General features: G+C 38.6%; 13 protein-coding genes, 5 tRNA genes and 3 rRNA genes. 18 read left to right on the forward strand and 3 right to left on the reverse strand.

The window, feature by feature from the left end; translation table 11 throughout:
- Positions 1-342 (reverse strand): iron-sulfur cluster insertion protein ErpA, encoded by a 342-nt coding sequence (gene erpA / locus K7G93_RS02340; RefSeq protein ID WP_049215031.1) that lies wholly within the window; start codon positions 340-342, stop codon positions 1-3.
- 140 nt (positions 343-482) lie between these two features.
- Here erpA and map point away from each other — a divergent pair, with 140 nt between their 5' ends.
- Entirely contained in the window at positions 483-1,286 is an 804-nt protein-coding gene (gene map, locus K7G93_RS02345) for a type I methionyl aminopeptidase (protein ID WP_049215029.1), read from the forward strand.
- Between the two features lie 61 nt (positions 1,287-1,347).
- Positions 1,348-3,936, forward strand: coding sequence for a bifunctional uridylyltransferase/uridylyl-removing protein GlnD (glnD, locus tag K7G93_RS02350; RefSeq protein ID WP_228400519.1), 2,589 nt, complete (start codon positions 1,348-1,350; stop codon positions 3,934-3,936).
- Positions 3,937-4,018: 82 nt separating this feature from the next.
- Here the strand turns inward: glnD and hemL are convergent, their stop codons facing one another.
- Positions 4,019-5,308 carry a glutamate-1-semialdehyde 2,1-aminomutase gene (hemL, locus tag K7G93_RS02355; RefSeq protein WP_115322824.1) on the reverse strand — a complete coding sequence of 430 codons (1,290 nt, stop codon included), beginning with the start codon at positions 5,306-5,308 and terminating at the stop codon, positions 4,019-4,021.
- 130 nt (positions 5,309-5,438) lie between these two features.
- Here hemL and wecA point away from each other — a divergent pair, with 130 nt between their 5' ends.
- The 10 genes from wecA to rrf all read left to right on the forward strand — a co-directional run bounded on the left by wecA (position 5,439) and on the right by rrf (position 13,362).
- The gene (gene wecA / locus K7G93_RS02360) at positions 5,439-6,515 is read left to right on the forward strand and encodes a UDP-N-acetylglucosamine--undecaprenyl-phosphate N-acetylglucosaminephosphotransferase (protein WP_226690496.1); all 1,077 of its coding nucleotides are present in this window, start codon (positions 5,439-5,441) and stop codon (positions 6,513-6,515) included.
- A complete protein-coding gene (locus K7G93_RS02365) occupies positions 6,515-7,348 on the forward strand; it encodes an LPS chain length-determining protein (RefSeq protein WP_226690497.1) in 834 nt (277 codons plus the stop codon). The genes wecA and K7G93_RS02365 overlap by 1 nt, the downstream gene beginning before the upstream one ends.
- A gap of 143 nt (positions 7,349-7,491) precedes the next feature.
- Positions 7,492-7,568 (forward strand) — tRNA-Arg (locus K7G93_RS02370).
- 32 nt (positions 7,569-7,600) lie between these two features.
- Positions 7,601-7,676: transfer RNA gene (locus tag K7G93_RS02375), tRNA-His, on the forward strand.
- Positions 7,677-7,689: 13 nt separating this feature from the next.
- Positions 7,690-7,766: transfer RNA gene (locus K7G93_RS02380), tRNA-Pro, on the forward strand.
- A 194-nt stretch (positions 7,767-7,960) separates the two neighbouring features.
- Positions 7,961-9,502: ribosomal RNA gene (locus tag K7G93_RS02385) — 16S ribosomal RNA — on the forward strand.
- Between the two features lie 81 nt (positions 9,503-9,583).
- Positions 9,584-9,660: transfer RNA gene (locus K7G93_RS02390), tRNA-Ile, on the forward strand.
- Between the two features lie 56 nt (positions 9,661-9,716).
- Positions 9,717-9,792, forward strand: a tRNA-Ala gene (locus tag K7G93_RS02395).
- A 386-nt stretch (positions 9,793-10,178) separates the two neighbouring features.
- A 23S ribosomal RNA gene (locus tag K7G93_RS02400) occupies positions 10,179-13,075 on the forward strand.
- 171 nt (positions 13,076-13,246) lie between these two features.
- A 5S ribosomal RNA gene (rrf, locus tag K7G93_RS02405) occupies positions 13,247-13,362 on the forward strand.
- Together the 16S, 23S and 5S rRNA genes with 5 tRNA genes alongside form the textbook arrangement of a ribosomal RNA operon.
- A gap of 336 nt (positions 13,363-13,698) precedes the next feature.
- Here the strand turns inward: rrf and K7G93_RS02410 are convergent.
- On the reverse strand, positions 13,699-14,607 hold the full coding sequence (locus tag K7G93_RS02410; protein ID WP_049214550.1) for a LysO family transporter: 909 nt from the start codon (positions 14,605-14,607) through the stop codon (positions 13,699-13,701).
- 72 nt (positions 14,608-14,679) lie between these two features.
- Here K7G93_RS02410 and K7G93_RS02415 point away from each other — a divergent pair, with 72 nt between their 5' ends.
- The 6 genes from K7G93_RS02415 to K7G93_RS02440 all read left to right on the forward strand — a co-directional run bounded on the left by K7G93_RS02415 (position 14,680) and on the right by K7G93_RS02440 (position 20,706).
- A complete protein-coding gene (locus K7G93_RS02415; protein WP_228400423.1) occupies positions 14,680-16,242 on the forward strand; it encodes a DUF2813 domain-containing protein in 1,563 nt (520 codons plus the stop codon).
- Positions 16,243-16,323: 81 nt separating this feature from the next.
- Complete coding sequence (gene dinB / locus K7G93_RS02420) at positions 16,324-17,400, forward strand: DNA polymerase IV (protein WP_226690832.1); 1,077 nt, start codon at positions 16,324-16,326, stop codon at positions 17,398-17,400.
- 86 nt (positions 17,401-17,486) lie between these two features.
- Positions 17,487-18,347 carry a protease HtpX gene (gene htpX, locus K7G93_RS02425; RefSeq protein WP_049214548.1) on the forward strand — a complete coding sequence of 287 codons (861 nt, stop codon included), beginning with the start codon at positions 17,487-17,489 and terminating at the stop codon, positions 18,345-18,347.
- Positions 18,348-18,452: 105 nt separating this feature from the next.
- Positions 18,453-18,989 carry an elongation factor P hydroxylase gene (locus K7G93_RS02430; protein WP_049214547.1) on the forward strand — a complete coding sequence of 179 codons (537 nt, stop codon included), beginning with the start codon at positions 18,453-18,455 and terminating at the stop codon, positions 18,987-18,989.
- Positions 18,990-19,006: 17 nt separating this feature from the next.
- The gene (locus K7G93_RS02435; RefSeq protein ID WP_049214546.1) at positions 19,007-19,939 is read left to right on the forward strand and encodes an ABC transporter ATP-binding protein; all 933 of its coding nucleotides are present in this window, start codon (positions 19,007-19,009) and stop codon (positions 19,937-19,939) included.
- The gene (locus K7G93_RS02440; protein WP_226690789.1) at positions 19,939-20,706 is read left to right on the forward strand and encodes an ABC transporter permease; all 768 of its coding nucleotides are present in this window, start codon (positions 19,939-19,941) and stop codon (positions 20,704-20,706) included. Before K7G93_RS02435 ends, K7G93_RS02440 begins: the two co-directional genes overlap by 1 nt.
- Positions 20,707-20,801 lie beyond the last annotated feature (95 nt).

The raw sequence follows: 20,801 nt of genomic DNA on the forward strand, positions 1-20,801 counted from the left end.
TTAGATACTGAATGATGAACCACAGCCACAAGTTGTTGAAGCATTAGGATTATTAACGATAAAACGAGAGCCCTCTAAACCCTCTGTATAATCGACTGTTCCGCCGATAAGATATTGTAGGCTCATTGGATCAATAACTAATTGTACACCTGATTTCTCAATAGTGAGATCGCCCTCATTAACTTTTTCATCAAATGTGAAGCCATACTGGAAGCCACTACAACCACCGCCTGTGATATAAACACGTAATTTTAAGTTCGGATTTTCTTCTTCACTAATGAGTGTTTTTACTTTATTTGCAGCCGCATCGGTAAAGGTTAATGGCACAGAAATATCTGTCATAATTTATCTCGCTATAATTTCAACTGAATTTGTGTATTATCTAATAACCGACTAATCCGTTCAAGAATTTATCAAGGATTTTTAAGGAATATAATGTTATAATTCTTGTACAAGTCAGTTTTATGGAGAGAAATTTTAATATGGCAATTCCATTAAGAACAGAAGAAGAAATTGTGAAATTGCGCGAAGCTTGTAAATTAGCTTCAGATGTATTAGTGATGATTGAACCTTATGTCAAAGAAGGTGTAAGCACAGGAGAATTAGACCGTATTTGCCATTCATATATGGTTGAGCAGCAAAAAACTATTCCAGCTTGTCTTGGTTACCATGGCTTTCCTAAAGCGACTTGTATATCTATTAATGAAGTCGTCTGTCATGGGATTCCGCGCGATGATAAAATTTTAAAGCACGGTGATATTGTCAATATTGATGTGACTGTGATCAAAGATGGATATTTTGGCGATAACTCCAAAATGTATATTGTGGGTGAAACCAATGTTCGTAGTCAGAAACTTTGTGAAGCAGCACAAGAAGCTTTATATGTTGGCTTGAGAACTGTTAAGCCAGGTATTCGTTTAAATGAGATTGGTCGTGCTGTACAAAAATATACTGAAAGCCAAGGATTTAGTGTGGTACGCGAATATTGTGGACATGGTATTGGATCTGAGTTTCATTGTGAGCCACAAGTTTTACATTATTATGCAGATGATGGTGGTGTTATATTACAACCGGGTATGGTGTTTACTATTGAGCCAATGATCAATGCTGGTAAAAAAGAAGTTCGTTTAATGGGAGATGGCTGGACTGTGAAAACCAAAGACCGTAGTCATTCAGCACAGTATGAACATCAACTTGTTGTGACTGAAACTGGCTGTGAAGTGATGACAATTCGTGATGAAGAAATCGCGACAGGACGTATTGAACGTATTATGGTGAATTTGTAATAATCTCTTAGATAATATGGCTGAATTTTCAGCCATTTTTTATATTAATATTGAGGCAAGTATGCTTTTTTCATATTCCCCAGTGATAGAGTTGCAAGCAAGTGCGGTTAAAATTCAGAAGGAAAATTTAAAACAATTTGAGCAACAACATTTTGCCCGTTTTTCCGTATATGAGCTCATTGCGAATCGCACCCTGTTTTGTGACCAGCTTTTGTGTGACCTTTGGCAACGATTTCAATTAGCGGATAACTCACAGTTAACACTTATTGCGGTTGGGGGATATGGTCGTCAAGAAATGTTTCCGTTATCAGATTTAGATTTTTTAATTTTAACTGAACAAGCGCTTGATCAGAAAACAAGTCATCAAATTAGTCAATTTGTTCAATTTTTATGGGATAGTGGCTTTGATGTGGGGCATGCAGTGCGTACTTTATCTGAATGCAACATTGAAGGACAACAAGACATCACTATTGCAACCAATTTATTAGAAGCTCGTTATTTAATTGGTAATAAAACGCAATTTAAGCAATTAATGAATCTTGTACAACGAGCTGATTTTTGGCCATGCGATATTTTCTTTTATGCCAAAACAGAAGAACGTACTTTACGCTATCAACGTTATAATAATACCAGTTACAACCTTGAACCAGATATTAAACATAGTCCAGGTGGATTACGTGACTTACATTTATTGTATTGGATAGCATTACGCCATACTGGTGCTAAAAATTTAGATGATATTTTAAAATCAGGCTTTATTTATCCTGAAGAATATGGGTTGTTACAAGAAAGTCAGCAGTTTTTATTCCAAGTACGTTTTGCGTTACATTTAATGTTAAAACGCTATGACAATCGCCTTTTGTTTGAGAGGCAAATCCGAGTTGCCGAATTATTGGGATTTGATGCTTCATCAAATCATGGTGTAGAGAAGATGATGAAAGCATTTTTTCAAGCACTACAAACAATTTCTTTATTAAGTGATTTGTTAGTTAAACATTATCATGAACATTTTTTACAAACTGACGATACTGTTCAAATACAAATCTTAGATAGTTATTTTCAACGCGTAAATAATGCAATTTGCTTAAGACAGCCTCAGATTTTTATACAACAACCTGAAATAATTCTCGATCTTTTTTTTCATTTAACCCAATATCATCAAGCTGAAATACATTCTTCAACATTGCGTCAGCTACACCTTTCACTTAAGCAATTAGATAGATGCCTGAGTGATTATCCGATTGCACGAGAAAAATTCTTACGTTTATTTAATCAACCTAAAGCGATTGAGCGAGCTTTCGTACCTATGCACAAATATGGAGTATTAAATGCTTATTTACCACAATGGCATCATATAGCAGGGTTAATGCAATTTGATTTATTTCATTGTTATACTGTTGATGAACATACGTTACGCACTTTATTGAAGTTAGAGCATTTTTTAGATCCCGAAAGTCAGCAAATACATCCTGTGTGCAGTCAAATATTTCCACGATTAAACGACCGCACTTTAGTATATATTGCTGCATTATTTCATGATATTGCAAAAGGGAGGGGAGGAGAACATGCTGAATTAGGGGCTATTGATGTTGCAGAATTTGCTCAGTTACATGGTTTTGATCAGCGTGAGATTCAGACATTAGTATGGTTAGTAAAAGAACATTTATTAATGTCCGTGACGGCACAAAGACGTGATATTCATGATCCAGAAGTAGTATTAAATTTTGCAGAAACAGTACAAAACCAAGTCCGTTTAGATTATTTGACTTGTTTAACTGTTGCTGATATTTGTGCAACGAATGAAACATTATGGAATAGCTGGAAACGTACATTAATTGCTACTTTATACCAGTTTACCCGTCAACAATTTGATCAAGGTATGGATTGTTTACTTGATCATCAGCAAAAAATTGATACACATCGTCAGCAAGCATTAGCATTGTTAGCTCAGAATACGGAAATTAACGAACAACAAATCATAGCAATCTGGCAAAGATGTCCAGATGAATATTTTTTGCGTAATACACCAAAACAAATTGCATGGCATACACAATTATTATGTGAGTCAAATCAAGAATTATTAGTGAAAATTAGTAATCGATTTTCAGAGGGTGGAACAGAGGTTTTTGTGTATTGTAAAGATCAACCTAATTTATTTAATAACGTCGTGACCACAATTGGAGCAAAAAAATTTAGTATTCATGATGCACAAATTATAACGAGTCATGATGGATATGTCTTTGATAGTTTTATTGTGACCGAATTAGATGGTCAATTAGTAAAATTTGAGCGTCGTCGTAGTTTAGAAAAAGCACTTACTAAAGCACTTAGCACAACTCAGCCGATAAAAAATACAGTATTACCTAATCCTAAATTAGCTCATTTTAACGTAAAAACAGAGATCCGTTTTTTAAAAGAAAACCGTCCAGAACAGACTGAAATGGAATTATTTGCGCTAGATCAAACGGGTTTATTAGCTAAAGTGAGCCAAGTATTTAGTGAGTTAAAATTGAATTTGCTGAATGCAAAAATTACTACAATTGGTGAAAGAGCTGAAGATTTCTTTATTTTGACTAATCATCAGAATAAGGCGCTTACTGCAACTGAAAGAGCAAAATTGCAAGATCGACTTTATCAAGTCTTGCACTAGAAAGTCAGTAAAGCCACTGAAAAATGACCGCACTTTAGATTTGCTTTACAAAAGTGCGGTCTGTTTTTGTCATATTTTGTGATTAATTACCCGCTAAAGCGGCGAACGCAATATCAGCAGCTTGTAAAGTACGTTCAATATCTTGCTCTGAATGGGCTAAAGACATAAAGCCCGCTTCAAAGGCAGAAGGTGCAAGGTAGATACCTTCTGCTAACATATTATGGAAAAAACTATTAAATTTTTGTATGTCAGATGTCATGACATCCTGATAAGAAGATACCTCTTCTTGGTCTGTGAAAAATAAACCGAACATACCGCCTACGTAATTAACGACAAAAGGTACTTGATGTTTCTTTGCTAATGTTTTTAGACCTAAAGCTAATTTTTCAGTCTGTACTGTAAGCTGTTGTTCATTACCTGGTTGTTTGAGTTCATTTAAACAAGCTAATCCAGCTGCCATGGCAATTGGGTTACCAGATAATGTCCCTGCTTGGTAAACTGGACCTGTTGGTGCAATATATTCCATAATTTCTTTTTTACCACCAAATGCGCCAACTGGCATACCACCTCCAATGACTTTGCCAAGGCAAGTCAAATCGGGTTTTACATTGTAATAAGACTGTGCTCCGCCTAAAGCAACACGGAAGCCTGTCATAACTTCATCAATAATAAATACCGCATTATATTGATCACAAAGTTCTCGTAGACCTTGTAAAAAATGTGGTTTAGGTAGAACACAATTCATATTGCCAGCAACAGGTTCAACGATGATACAAGCAATTTCATTCGGAAATTGTATAAATGCTTGTTTGACAGATTCAAGATCATTATATTGGCAGGTCAAGGTGTGTTTCGCAAAATCAGCTGGTACACCTGGAGAGTTTGGCTGTCCTAACGTGAGCGCCCCCGATCCTGCTTTTACTAATAATGAATCAGCATGCCCGTGGTAACAACCTTCAAATTTAATGATTTTATCTCGCTTAGTATAACCTCGAGCAAGCCGAATGGCAGACATCGTTGCCTCAGTCCCTGAGCTGACCATACGAACCATTTCCATAGATGGAATAAGAGAGCAAACCAATTCAGCAAGTTCGATCTCTAATAGTGTCGGTGCACCAAAGCTTAAACCATTTTCTGCAGTTTTTATTACAGCATTTAAAATAGTGGGATGATTATGCCCCAGAATCATAGGTCCCCACGAACCGACATAATCAATATATTGTTTTCCCTCTGTGTCAAAAATATAAGCACCTTGTGCTTTTTCAATGAAAATAGGAGTACCACCAACGCCCTTAAAGGCTCTTACTGGTGAGTTTACGCCACCAGGAATAGTGTGTTGTGCACGTTGAAATAAAGATGCAGAGGTTGTCATAATAAAATCCTAAGTTATAAATCAAATTATTTTTATTTTACTGTAAAAAGTGGTAAATAGATAAAAATATTTATGGAAGAAAAAGGGTTTATGGTATTCTTCGCCCATAAAACTTCAAAGGAAATTTCTAATGTTGTTGAGTCTATTTGTTACTTTTTTAGGGGCTTTTTTAACATTGCTTATCATGCGCCCTATTGCTAATAAATTTGGTTTAGTCGATAAGCCAAATTACCGTAAAAAACATCAAGGTGCTATCCCTCTCATAGGTGGCATTTCGTTGTTTGTCGGAAATTTTTGTTTCTATTTATTAGAATGGGGGCAAATGCGTCTGCCTACGCTTTATCTATTTAGTATTTTTATTTTATTAGTTATAGGCATTATTGACGATCGTTTTGATATTAGTCCATTTTTACGTGCAGGAGTCCAAGCAATATTAGCGGTGTTGATGATTGATCTTGGTAATCTGTATTTAGATCATTTAGGGCAGATTATAGGACCATTTCAATTAACACTTGGCTCAATAGGTCTAATTATTACAGTATTAGCAACTATTGCTGCAATTAATGCCTTTAATATGATTGATGGTATTGATGGGTTATTGGGTGGTTTATCTAGTGTCGCATTTGCTTCAATAGGTATTTTGTTGGTTATGGATAACCAACTTGATCTAGCTTATTGGAGCTTTGCACTAATTATTGCTATTTTACCTTATTTTATGATGAACCTCGGTATTCCATTAGGTGCTAAATTTAAAGTATTCATGGGGGATGCTGGAAGTACTCTTATTGGTTTTACAATTATTTGGATTTTGTTATTAAGTACACAAGGTAAAGGGCATCCTATGAATCCTGTTACCGCTCTTTGGATTATCGCTATTCCATTAATTGATATGGTCGCCATTATGTATCGTCGATTACGTAAGGGTAAAAGTCCATTTCGCCCAGATCGACTACATATACATCATCTTATGATGCGAGCAGGTTTGACTTCTAGACAAGCATTTCTACTTATTACGTTTGCTGCACTAATTTGTGCTGTGATAGGAATTCTTGGGGAAATTTTCTATATTAATGAATGGCTCATGTTTGGTGGCTTCATCCTTTTATTTTTTATGTATTCTTACTCAATTACTCGTGCATGGCGTATTACACGTTGGATCCGTCGAATGAAAAGAAGAGCAAAACGTATTCAAACAAGGAGCAAATAATGACTCAAACAGAAAATTTTGAAAAAACAGACCGCACTTTATTAAAAAACATCTTTTCTATGATCAGTATCAGTCTTATTGGAGCTGTTATTGCTTATGGGAGTAGTTTTTCTGTGAATAAGTCTTGGATTGCAGAGGCAAAAGTAGAAAGACCAAATGTTGTTTCATTAGGTAACTATTACTCACTTTCCTCAACTTATCAATTTATTCAAGATCAAGATAATAACAACATAGATGAGACAGATATTGTTTATCATGAATTTAGAAGACAGTTAAATTCAGACAATCTAATTCGTCATTTTTGGCAGACTAGTGAATATTATAAACAAAAACAAACAGGTGAATCCCATATTGATCTTGCCTTATTAGAAAAGTTAATAAAGAATATAAAATTTCAGATGGGGCATTCTAATGAACTTGCTGATACAATCACTCTTGAGCTTGAAAATCCAAAACTGGCTACAGAATTACTGAGTGCATTTATTGATTATGTTAATCAGGAAACTCGTCAAGTTATCTATAGTAATTTAATCACAAAATGGAAAGTAGTATTTGAACGTGTTAAGAATGCGACAGAATTTAACTTGGGGAAAAATACATCAAATGTAGTTGATTTTAAGCAAGATTGGCAGGGACAGTTACAAATGATGAGAGCCGTCAGCCCACTAGATGAGCAGTTTACGGCGTATCGTTATGCTAAACGACCGACTCAGCCGCTCGACCCTGCTTCACCTAATCGTTTGTGTTGGGGGATATCAGGGGCAATTATAGGGTTTTTAGTTGCATTGTTATTTTTAGTTGTATTTAATTCGCGTAATAAAATAATCAAATAACTTCAAATTTATAAGAAATAGGCGTATATTTAAAAATTCCTATCCAAATTGAACAAAAAACTATCTAATGAGTTTTTTTTTCAAAAAAGTACTAGACAAGTGTTTTGTAACTCATTAATATACGCCCCGCAACGACGCGATGAGCGCTCGTAGCTCAGTTGGATAGAGCGTTGGCCTCCGGAGCCAAAGGTCGCAGGTTCAAATCCTGTCGAGCGTGCCAGAGGTTTAATGCAATAAAAACTAAAGTTGATGGTGGCTATAGCTCAGTTGGTAGAGCCCCGGATTGTGATTCCGGTTGTCGTGGGTTCAAGTCCCATTAGCCACCCCAAATTATTTAGTGTCGGCGAGTAGCGCAGCTTGGTAGCGCAACTGGTTTGGGACCAGTGGGTCGTAGGTTCAAATCCTATCTCGCCGACCAATTTTGTTCTTTAACAATTTATCAGACAATCTGTGTGGGCACTTGTTGATTGATTTCATTTTGAAAAAAATTTTAATTATTGAAGTCTTGATAGGTGCTTATAACTGAAAATTCATACTGATTTAATATTAAGAGTTTAATATTAAATAGAAGTGTAAACTTTAGCTAAGCAGTTTATTGAGCGATTGAACTTTGAATTGAAGAGTTTGATCATGGCTCAGATTGAACGCTGGCGGCAGGCTTAACACATGCAAGTCGAACGGTAGCAGGAAGAAAGCTTGCTTTTTTTGCTGACGAGTGGCGGACGGGTGAGTAATGCTTGGGAATCTGGCTTATGGAGGGGGATAACTGTGGGAAACTGCAGCTAATACCGCGTATAATCGAGAGATGAAAGGGTGGGACCGTAAGGCCACTTGCCATAAGATGAGCCCAAGTGGGATTAGGTAGTTGGTGGGGTAAAGGCCTACCAAGCCTGCGATCTCTAGCTGGTCTGAGAGGATGGCCAGCCACACTGGGACTGAGACACGGCCCAGACTCCTACGGGAGGCAGCAGTGGGGAATATTGCGCAATGGGGGGAACCCTGACGCAGCCATGCCGCGTGAATGAAGAAGGCCTTCGGGTTGTAAAGTTCTTTCGGTGATGAGGAAGGGGTATTATTGAATAGATAATATCATTGACGTTAATTACAGAAGAAGCACCGGCTAACTCCGTGCCAGCAGCCGCGGTAATACGGAGGGTGCGAGCGTTAATCGGAATAACTGGGCGTAAAGGGCACGCAGGCGGACTTTTAAGTGAGATGTGAAATCCCCGAGCTTAACTTGGGAACTGCATTTCAGACTGGGAGTCTAGAGTACTTTAGGGAGGGGTAGAATTCCACGTGTAGCGGTGAAATGCGTAGAGATGTGGAGGAATACCGAAGGCGAAGGCAGCCCCTTGGGAATGTACTGACGCTCATGTGCGAAAGCGTGGGGAGCAAACAGGATTAGATACCCTGGTAGTCCACGCTGTAAACGCTGTCGATTTGGGGATTGGACTTTATGTTTGGTGCCCGAAGCTAACGTGATAAATCGACCGCCTGGGGAGTACGGCCGCAAGGTTAAAACTCAAATGAATTGACGGGGGCCCGCACAAGCGGTGGAGCATGTGGTTTAATTCGATGCAACGCGAAGAACCTTACCTACTCTTGACATCCTAAGAAGAGCTCAGAGATGAGCTTGTGCCTTCGGGAACTTAGAGACAGGTGCTGCATGGCTGTCGTCAGCTCGTGTTGTGAAATGTTGGGTTAAGTCCCGCAACGAGCGCAACCCTTATCCTTTGTTGCCAGCGATTTGGTCGGGAACTCAAAGGAGACTGCCAGTGACAAACTGGAGGAAGGTGGGGATGACGTCAAGTCATCATGGCCCTTACGAGTAGGGCTACACACGTGCTACAATGGTGCATACAGAGGGCGGCGAGACGGCGACGTTGAGCGAATCTCAGAAAGTGCATCTAAGTCCGGATTGGAGTCTGCAACTCGACTCCATGAAGTCGGAATCGCTAGTAATCGCAAATCAGAATGTTGCGGTGAATACGTTCCCGGGCCTTGTACACACCGCCCGTCACACCATGGGAGTGGGTTGTACCAGAAGTGGATAGCTTAACGGAAACGAGGGCGTTCACCACGGTATGATTCATGACTGGGGTGAAGTCGTAACAAGGTAACCGTAGGGGAACCTGCGGTTGGATCACCTCCTTACCTAAAATGGGATGACAGCAAGTGTTCACACAGATTGTTTGATGGATTGTGTAAATTAGAGAAGCAACCTAAAATCCTGTTGGGTCTGTAGCTCAGGTGGTTAGAGCGCACCCCTGATAAGGGTGAGGTCGGTGGTTCAAGTCCACTCAGACCCACCACTCAATGATGAGTGATAAGCAAATGGGATTCTAGTTGATAGTATTATGATGTAAATGGGGATATAGCTCAGCTGGGAGAGCGCCTGCCTTGCACGCAGGAGGTCAGCGGTTCGATCCCGCTTATCTCCACCAAAAATCATCATTGCTAAATATTTTTTGGTTAAGTTTTATTAAGCTTTCAAATAATTGATAACTTAATTGTTTGATAAGTTGTTAGTTACTTAATCAATAAAAATATTTAGCAATGATGATAGTAAAACAACTGATATAAAGATGATGTAATGAGTTTTATATTAGGTTGTTTATTTTTGTCTATTAGTTCTTTAAAAAATTGGAAACAAGCTGAAAAACTGAAGAGACTTTCAAGTTTATTGCTTTGTATTTAGAAGTAAGTAATGTAAATATAAAGTGATGAATAACATGAAGTCTGAGTAGAAAAAATCTTGACTGAGAAAAGGCAGTCAAGTGTTTAGTAGTTAATAGCAACATTAAGTATAGAAAAGTACTTGAGGTTGTATAGTTAAGTGACTAAGCGTACACGGTGGATGCCTAGGCAATCAGAGGCGAAGAAGGACGTGCTAATCTGCGAAAAGCTTGGATGAGTTGATAAGAAGCGTTTAATCCAAGATGTCCGAATGGGGAAACCCAGTAGATGAAGAATCTACTATCATTATCTGAATAAATAGGATAATGAGGCGAACCGGGAGAACTGAAACATCTAAGTACCCCGAGGAAAAGAAATCAACCGAGATTCTGTAAGTAGCGGCGAGCGAAAGCGGAGGAGCCAGTAAGTGATAACAACAGAGACAGAGGAATTGGCTGGGAAGCCAAATCACAGAGGGTGATAATCCCGTACTCGAAGTCCAGGTTGTGGTACTAAGCTTACGATAAGTAAGGCGGGACACGAGAAATCCTGTTTGAAGATGGGGGGACCATCCTCCAAGGCTAAATACTCCTGATTGACCGATAGTGAACCAGTACTGTGAAGGAAAGGCGAAAAGAACCCCTGTGAGGGGAGTGAAATAGAACCTGAAACCGTGTACGTACAAGCAGTGGGAGCCTGAAAGGGTGACTGCGTACCTTTTGTATAATGGGTCAGCGACTTATATTTTGTAGCGAGGTTAACTGAATAAGGGAGCCGAAGGGAAACCGAGTCTTAACTGGGCGTTTTAGTTGCAAGGTATAGACCCGAAACCCGGTGATCTAGCCATGGGCAGGTTGAAGGTTGGGTAACACTAACTGGAGGACCGAACCGACTAATGTTGAAAAATTAGCGGATGACTTGTGGCTGGGGGTGAAAGGCCAATCAAACCGGGAGATAGCTGGTTCTCCCCGAAATCTATTTAGGTAGAGCCTTGAGCGGACACCTTCGGGGGTAGAGCACTGTTTCGGCTAGGGGTCCATCCCGGATTACCAACCCGATGCAAACTGCGAATACCGAAGAGTGATACTCAGGAGACACACGGCGGGTGCTAACGTTCGTCGTGGAGAGGGAAACAACCCAGACCGCCAGCTAAGGTCCCAAAGTCTATATTAAGTGGGAAACGAAGTGGGAAGGCTTAGACAGCTAGGATGTTGGCTTAGAAGCAGCCATCATTTAAAGAAAGCGTAATAGCTCACTAGTCGAGTCGGCCTGCGCGGAAGATGTAACGGGGCTAAATATAGCACCGAAGCTGCGGCATCAGAATTTATTCTGTTGGGTAGGGGAGCGTTGTGTAAGCGGATGAAGGTGAATCGAGAGGTTTGCTGGACGTATCACAAGTGCGAATGCTGACATAAGTAACGATAAAACGAGTGAAAAACTCGTTCGCCGGAAGACCAAGGGTTCCTGTCCAACGTTAATCGGGGCAGGGTGAGTCGGCCCCTAAGGCGAGGCTGAAAAGCGTAGTCGATGGGAAACGGGTTAATATTCCCGTACTTGGATAAACTGCGATGTGGGGACGGAGAAGGTTAGGTTATCGACCTGTTGGATGGTCGTTTAAGGTGGTAGGTGGAGAGATTAGGCAAATCCGGTCTCTTATACAACACTGAGAGCTGATGACGAGGTGCTACGGCACTGAAGTAACTGATACCACACTTCCAGGAAAAGCCACTAAGCTTCAGGTTTATCTAAACCGTACTGAAAACCGACACAGGTGGTCAGGTAGAGAATACTCAGGCGCTTGAGAGAACTCGGGTGAAGGAACTAGGCAAAATAGCACCGTAACTTCGGGAGAAGGTGCGCCGGCGTAGATTGTAAATCCTCGCGATTGAAGGTTGAACCGGTCGAAGATACCAGCTGGCTGCAACTGTTTATTAAAAACACAGCACTCTGCAAACACGAAAGTGGACGTATAGGGTGTGATGCCTGCCCGGTGCTGGAAGGTTAATTGATGGTGTTATCGAAAGAGAAGCTCCTGATCGAAGCCCCAGTAAACGGCGGCCGTAACTATAACGGTCCTAAGGTAGCGAAATTCCTTGTCGGGTAAGTTCCGACCTGCACGAATGGCATAATGATGGCCAGGCTGTCTCCACCCGAGACTCAGTGAAATTGAAATCGCCGTGAAGATGCGGTGTACCCGCGGCTAGACGGAAAGACCCCGTGAACCTTTACTATAGCTTGACACTGAACATTGAATTTTGATGTGTAGGATAGGTGGGAGCCTTTGAAGATGACACGCCAGTGTTGTTGGAGGCGTCCTTGAAATACCACCCTTTAACGTTTGATGTTCTAACGAAGTGCCTGAAACGGGTACTCGGACAGTGTCTGGTGGGTAGTTTGACTGGGGCGGTCTCCTCCCAAAGCGTAACGGAGGAGCACGAAGGTTTGCTAATGACGGTCGGACATCGTCAGGTTAGTGCAATGGTATAAGCAAGCTTAACTGCGAGACAGACAAGTCGAGCAGGTGCGAAAGCAGGTCATAGTGATCCGGTGGTTCTGAATGGAAGGGCCATCGCTCAACGGATAAAAGGTACTCCGGGGATAACAGGCTGATACCGCCCAAGAGTTCATATCGACGGCGGTGTTTGGCACCTCGATGTCGGCTCATCACATCCTGGGGCTGAAGTAGGTCCCAAGGGTATGGCTGTTCGCCATTTAAAGTGGTACGCGAGCTGGGTTTAGAACGTCGTGAGACAGTTCGGTCCCTATCTGCCGTGGGCGTTGGATGATTGAAAGGGGCTGCTCCTAGTACGAGAGGACCGGAGTGGACGCATCACTGGTGTTCCAGTTGTCTCGCCAGAGGCATTGCTGGGTAGCTAAATGCGGAAGAGATAAGTGCTGAAAGCATCTAAGCACGAAACTTGCCTTAAGATGAGTCATCCCTGACTTAGAGTCAGTAAGGGTTGTTGTAGACTACGACGTAGATAGGTCTGGTGTGTAAGCGTTGCGAGACGTTGAGCTAACAGATACTAATTGCCCGAGAGGCTTAACTATACAACGCTCAAGTATTTTTAATACAAGACGACATGTTTCTGACTGTAGGGGTTGGAGAGAAAGGATAGTAGTTCAGCTTGTTGACAATTGAGAATCTTATACTGTACTGGATGAGGGTAGAGTATGAAGATGTGAAGAGCGAGATGAGAGTAAATCATCAAACAGGATTATCTTGGCGGCGATAGTGCAGTGGACCCACCTAATTCCATGCCGAACTTAGAAGTGAAACGCTGTAACGCCGATGGTAGTGTGGGGTTTCCCCATGTGAGAGTAGGACACCGCCAGGTAGAAATGAGAGGCCCTAGGTAGAGATACCTGGGGTTTTTTGTTATGGGAAGGGGGGTGAGATAAAGTGGCAGCGGAAAAAATCTAGTTGGAATAAAATCAGATAAAGCTAAAGCAGACAAGACTAAGCAAACTAAAGCAAACCAAAGCAAGCCAAATCAAGCCAAACTAAAGCAAACTAAAACAAAGCTCAGCCTCTTTTTACTTCAGCTTACTTCATTTTATATCTCTTTATATCTCTTCGTTTGTCATTTTACATCCCTTAGTTTAAGTTTATCTTTTTTTATCTTTATTTTTTTGCTCTTTCTAGTTTCCAATCGCTTTTTTCAATTTTTTAATTAAATTGGGAATGAAGAAAAAAAGACTAATAAAATTGGAGGAAGGATATTCGTAATAAATCCAAAACTTATAGCTAGTGGTACTACTTCTATCCCTCCTGATTTTTGGATAATTGGTAATGTACAATCTAGCGCAGTTGCCCCAGAAATCCCCACAGCAGAAGAACGATGATTATGCATTAGAAATGGGATAACAAATAGACTGGTGATTTCACGTGAAAGATCATTAAAAAAAGCGATACTACCAAATATTGGTCCCCATGCATCATTGATAATCACGCTTGATAATGAATACCAACCAAAGCCAGAAGCAATTGCTAATCCTTGAGTAATTGGCAAATGTAAAATAATTGCAGATACTATACCTCCAACTAATGAAGTGATAATAAAGATCATCCCTGTGATTAAACCTCGTTTATTAAAAAGAACTTCACGTAGTGAAATTCCATTGTTTCTTAATTGAATACCTACAGAAAAAATCAAGCAGACTAATACGTAGGTACTAGCATTTTTTGGTAGTGTAGTAATCGTTTTAGTGTAATAGCCGACAATAAATCCGAACAATACCATTGAACATAACTTGCTCGAATCTAATAGTAATTTCCAACGTGATGGCATTTCTTGTTTGCAGATTTTTAAAGGTTTTGGGAAAAAACGATCAAAAGTAATTAAACCTATTAAATTTAATGACTGAATAATAAATGCAAATGTAGCAGCGGAGACAGCAATGATAGGTAATTTCTGAGCTAAATTATCTAATTGCCCAAGAGAAAATCCCATAATGAATAAAATGATATAAAGTAGTATCATTAAAATAGTATTAATTGATTTTAAGATAATAGTATTATTTGTTTTTATTAGATACCCAATGAAAAGTGGGCATAGCACAATCAGAAGTCCTTCGTACATATTATTATTTTCCTTAAAGAACATTTAATATTTCCATTCTAGATTGGGCAAGAAAAAAAACAAGAGGTGTTTATGTATTTGCGGCAATTAGAGGTTGTTGGTTTTCGTGGTATTAATCGTCTATCGATCCATTTTCGACCTGATATGGTACTTATCGGGGAAAATATGTGGGGGAAGTCAAGTTTACTTTCAGCATTGAGTTTAATTTTTAATGCGGAACAAGATTTATACCAGTTCACTTTAACAGATTTTCATATTCCCACAGGGCAATCACAATCTGTACGTCATCTAACGCTACTATTTACTTTTTGTGAAAATGATAAAAGGGAAAATAATGAGGAATATAATAAGCCTTATGTACAGCATAACTTGTTTGTGAATCATTTGGATGGATATCAACGTTTATATTTACGTGTTGAAGGAGAGATAGACTCACAACAAAATATCCATACAGAATATTCATTTCTAGATGAAAATGGTGATGCAGTTCCAGTTGAAAATGTCAATGAGTTGGTTTTCTCTTTAATTGCACGTCACCCTGTTTATCGTTTCCGTGATGCACGTTTAAATCGTCCACATTATGCATTTAATTTAGTAACATCAAAAGTGAATGACGATCTTCAAGATGAAATTCAAGCTGTTATGATATTGTTATGCCATTATTTTTTAAGTCATAAAAATGTGAGTGATATAACGCAAGATACGACACTCCTTTGGCATAAAGCAAAACTACTTTGCTTGAAATTGAAGCAAGATGAAACGCATCGTTTACGTAAAAAGTTATTTTTTTCATTAGCTTCGTTATTTATTAAAAATAAGTATATTCATTTCGGACGCTTTACTCGTCCTATTATTTTATTTGAAGATCCTGATGCAAGATTACATCCACGTATGGTAGCAATTATGTGGGAATTAGTAAGCTATTTACCTGTGCAACGTATTACTACTACGAATTCGGTAGAGTTGATTTCACAAGTCCAGTTAGGATCTATTTGTCGTTTGGTAAGAACATCAGAAAAAACAAAAAGTTTTCAGCTTAGTCGGCGTGATTTAAATAAAGAAGATTTTCGACGTTTAAGTTTTCATATCCATCATAATCGCAGCTTAGCACTTTTTTCTAGTATGTGGATATTAGTAGAAGGAGAAACTGAGGTTTGGATTTTATCCGAACTGGCTAAATTATTAGAATTGAATTTAGATATGGAAGGAATTCGTATCGTTGAATTTGCACAGAGTGGATTAAAACCATTAATCAAGTATGCTAAAGCGATGGGTATCGAATGGTATGTCTTAGTCGATGGCGATGATGCAGGAAGAAACTATCGAGATGTTGTAAGAATAATGTTGGATGACAACACACCGTTGACAGAAAGGATAACAATGTTACCTAAGCGTGATATTGAACATTTTTTTTATGTGAATGGATTTGCAGATGTTTTTATCCGTCTTGCAAATTGGGAGGCAAAGTCAACTTATTATCCAATGACAAAAATCATTCAGCGTGCTATTCAGCGTACTTCTAAACCAGATTTAGCTATAGCTTTATCTAATGAAATAGCAAAAAGAGGGACTCAATCTATTCCATTAGTGTTTAAACGTTTGTTTTCTAAAGTATTGAGTTTAGCTCATACATGACTGTTTATTTATACAGTTTTATGTGCTAAAGTGCGGTTAGATTTTAAAAAATTTTGACCGTACTTTTTCTTTGCTACTATGATATCAATGAGTCGTAAAATTATTCATATTGATATGGACTGTTTTTATGCGTCGATAGAGACTCGTGATGATCCTCGTTTAATAGGTAAGCCAGTTGCTGTTGGAGGTTCTGTGGAAAATAGAGGTGTGCTAGCGACTTGTAACTATGTTGCTCGTCAATTTGGCTTACATAGTGCAATGTCAACCGCACAAGCATTAAAATTATGTCCTGATTTAGTCCTTTTACCTGTTAATATGCCACTATATAAACAAGTTTCGAAACAAATTAGGCAAATATTTGAACGCTATACCGATCTCATTGAACCGCTTTCTCTGGATGAGGCTTATTTAGATGTCACTGGTTGTGATAAGTGTGCGGGATCTGCCACTTGGATAGCGACAGAGATTCGGCAAGCCATTTCTTCTGAATTAGGATTAACGGCCTCAGCGGGTATCGCACCTTTGAAGTTTTTGGCCAAAATTGCCTCAGAGCAAAATAAACCAAATGGTCAGTTTGTGATTAAGCCAGAAGAAGTGGATAATTTTCTTGCACATTTACCATTAAACAAGATTCCAGGAGTTGGTAAAGTAACTTATCAACGTTTATTAGCGATGGGATTACAAACTTGTACAGATATCCAAAATACTAGTAAAGTGTTATTGTTGGAGCGGTTTGGTAAAATGGGACTGCGTATTTGGGCATTCAGTCATGGGATAGATGAACGTAAAGTTGAACCTCACAAAGTATTAAAGTCGATCAGTGTCGAAACAACTTTGAAGTATAATATTATCAATTTATCAGAAGCTATAGTTGTATTAGAACGACTTTATCCATCACTAATTCAGCGTATTAATCAGGCTTTACCTACTTTGCCTTTAACAACTTTGCATAAAATTGGTGTGAAACTGAAATTTGCTGATTTTCAAGTGACTACATTAGAAAAAACAGGATTAACATTGACTCAAGAAAGTTTTGCATTGTTATTAAGACAAATTTGGTGTCGTACAGCAGGAAGAGAGATTCGTTTGATCGGTTTACATTTAAGTATACCAAATGAAAAAGTATCCCATCAGCTAGAACAAATGAGCTTATGGTAAAATTTTAATAACACCTCTTGCATTTAACAATTTTGCTACTATATTACAACACAAGCTATTTAACCTAACGATAAGGATTTTTTATTATGATGAGAATTTTACTCTTTTTAGCGACTAACATGGCTGTTCTAGTCGTATTTAATATTATTTTGAGCTTAACTGGGATACAAGCACAAGATGCTACTGGTTTGTTAATCATGGCAGCATTATTCGGTTTTTCTGGTTCTTTAATTTCTCTCTTTCTATCTAAAACGATGGCATTACGATCTGTTGGTGCTGAAGTGATTAAAGAGCCTCGTAATGAAGCAGAGCATTGGTTAATGAATACTGTTCGCTCACAAGCCGAACGTGCAAATTTACCTATGCCAGATGTGGCTATTTATCACTCGGAGGATGTGAATGCATTTGCAACGGGAGCAAGTAAAAATAATTCCTTAGTTGCGGTGAGTACGGGTCTGTTACGAGCTATGACTCGTGATGAAGCAGAAGCAGTCTTGGCGCATGAGGTTGCACATATCAAAAATGGCGATATGGTGACGATGACTCTTTTACAGGGTGTATTGAATACATTTGTGATTTTTGTTTCTCGTATGATTGCAAAAGTCGTATCAAGTAACCGTGATGGTGAAAGTAGTTCAGGAATTTATTTCTTAGTTGCTATGGTGTTAGAAATTGTTTTTGGATTTTTAGCAAGTATCATTGCAATGTGGTTTTCTCGTTACCGTGAATTTCGTGCTGATGCAGGATCAGCTGAATTGGTCGGTAAACAAAAAATGATTGCGGCTTTGCAACGTTTACAAAGTTTGCATGAGCCACAAGAGCTAGAAGGGCAGCTTGCTGCATTTGCAATTAATGGCAAACGTGGAGGTTTAGCAGCATTATTCATGAGCCACCCACCTTTAGAAAAGCGTATTGCAGCGTTACAACAATTAGATAGTTTTAAATAACACTAGCCATTTTTACTAAAAAGAGGCATCCTGCCTCTTTTTTCGTTCACTTTTTTCATTTAAGTGCGGTTAATTTTTCTCAAATTTTTAACACTTGGAGTATCAATGGAACATCAAATCAGTGATTTAATTAATATCTTTAATCAATGTTTTGAACAAGAATACAATACAAAATTAGTAAAAGGTGGAGATGAGCCACTATATGTACCTGCAAATGAAAATTGTCCTTATCATGCGATTTATTTTGCTCATGGTTTTTATAGTAGTGGCTTACATGAAATTGCACATTGGCTTGTTGCTGGAAAAGAGCGTCGTCAACTTGAGGATTTTGGTTATTGGTATGAGCCTGATGGACGTACAGAACAGCAGCAGCGTTTATTTGAACAAGTTGAAGTAAAACCTCAAGCCATTGAGTGGATTTTGTCCACAGCAGCAGGATTTCGTTATTTTGCGAGTGTTGATAATTTGACTGGTAACCCTGGGGATACATTGCCTTTTAAGCAAGCTGTATATGAACAAGTGAAACTTTATGCTGAAAAGGGGCTACCAAAACGGGCTGAAATATTACGCAAAGCACTAGCGAGATTTTATGGTACATCAAATCATATTGATTTAAGCTTATTTGATATCAGTCGGATTTAAATAACAAAGTAGGACACATGTTAGCATTAGAAATAAAGCAATTAACAAAACAATATAAAAATGGTGTGACAGCCTTACAAGGGATCGATTTAAGTGTAAAGGCTGGTGATTTCTATGCACTACTAGGACATAACGGCGCAGGCAAATCTACGACAATAGGTATTATCAGTTCGTTAGTCAATAAAACGAGTGGAAAAGTCAGCGTTTTTGGTTATGACTTGGATAATCAGGTCAGTGAGTTAAAGCAATGTATAGGCCTTGTACCACAGGAATTTAATTTTCATCAATTTGAGCGAGTGATTGATATTTTAGTTAATCAAGCAGGTTATTACGGTATTCCTCGCTCAGAAGCGTTAACTCGTGCAGAAATTTGGTTGAAAAAACTCGATCTTTGGGAAAAGCGTACTCAGCAAGCAATTCGTCTATCGGGAGGTATGAAGCGTCGTTTGATGATCGCTCGCGCGTTAATGCATGAACCAAAATTATTAATTTTGGATGAACCAACAGCTGGCGTAGATATCGAGTTACGTCGGACAATGTGGGCATTTTTACGTGAGTTGAATCAACAAGGGACAACGATTATTTTAACTACTCATTATTTAGAAGAAGCTGAAATGTTGTGCCGTAATATTGGTATTATTCAGCAAGGAAAGTTAGTGGTTGATATGCCAATGAAAGCATTGCTTGCAAAATTAGAAACAGAAACCTTTGTGTTTGATCTAGCTACTTATGCAAATACACCAGTAATTACTGGGTATAATGTTATTGATATGAGCGAACATAGTCTTGAGGTGGAGGTAAAGCGTGAACAAGGATTAAACCAGCTCTTTTCACAGTTATCAGAGCAAAATATCAAGGTATTAAGTATGCGTAATAAAGCGAATCGTCTGGAAGAGTTGTTCGTTTCAATGGCATTAAATAATCAATCAGATAATAAAGGTGGTGTGTAATGAGATTAGCTTGGATTGCATTTCAAACTATTGTAACGAAAGAAATTCGACGTTTCACGCGCATTTGGGTGCAAACGTTAGTGCCACCCGTGATTACAATGGCATTATATTTTGTGATTTTTGGACAACTAATTGGTAGTCGAATTGGTGAAATGAATGGGTTTAGTTATATGCAGTTTATTGTACCAGGTCTCATTATGATGTCTGCCTTAACTAACTCTTTTGCAAATGTAGCCTCATCTTTTTACAGCACAAAATTTGCTAAAAACGTGGAGGAGTTATTGATCTCTCCGACATCACCACATATTATCATTCTAGGCTATGTCACTGGAGGTGTTGCTAGAGGACTTTGTGTTGGTATTTTAGTTACGGTAGTGGCATTATTTTTTGTGACCTTTGAGGTGCATTCTTGGTTGATTGTAGTGATCATTTTGTTAATGACGACAGCAACATTTGCACTTGGTGGTTTAATTAATGCTGTTTTTGCGCGCTCTTTTGATGACATTAGCATTATCCCTACTTTTGTTTTAACACCACTTACTTACTTAGGGGGTGTTTTTTATTCAATTTCCTTATTACCTGATTTTTGGCAGGGAGTATCTAAATTAAACCCTATTGTTTATATGATTAATGGTTTTCGTTATGGCTTTTTAGGTGTGTCAGATATCCATATTGGCTATGCATTTTTTGTACTAATTACCTTTATTATTAGCTTATATTGCATTGCTTATTTCTTAATTAGTCGTGGCATTGGTTTGAGAAGTTAAAATGTATAAGGAATCTACCATACTTACTTTTATTAGTGATGTGATGTTTAGCACAGATTTGAATTGACAGAAAATAAATTGTTGCAAAAAAGTAA

The organism is Pasteurella canis, from assembly GCF_020810675.1.
Taxonomy (GTDB): Bacteria; Pseudomonadota; Gammaproteobacteria; order Enterobacterales; family Pasteurellaceae; genus Pasteurella; species Pasteurella canis.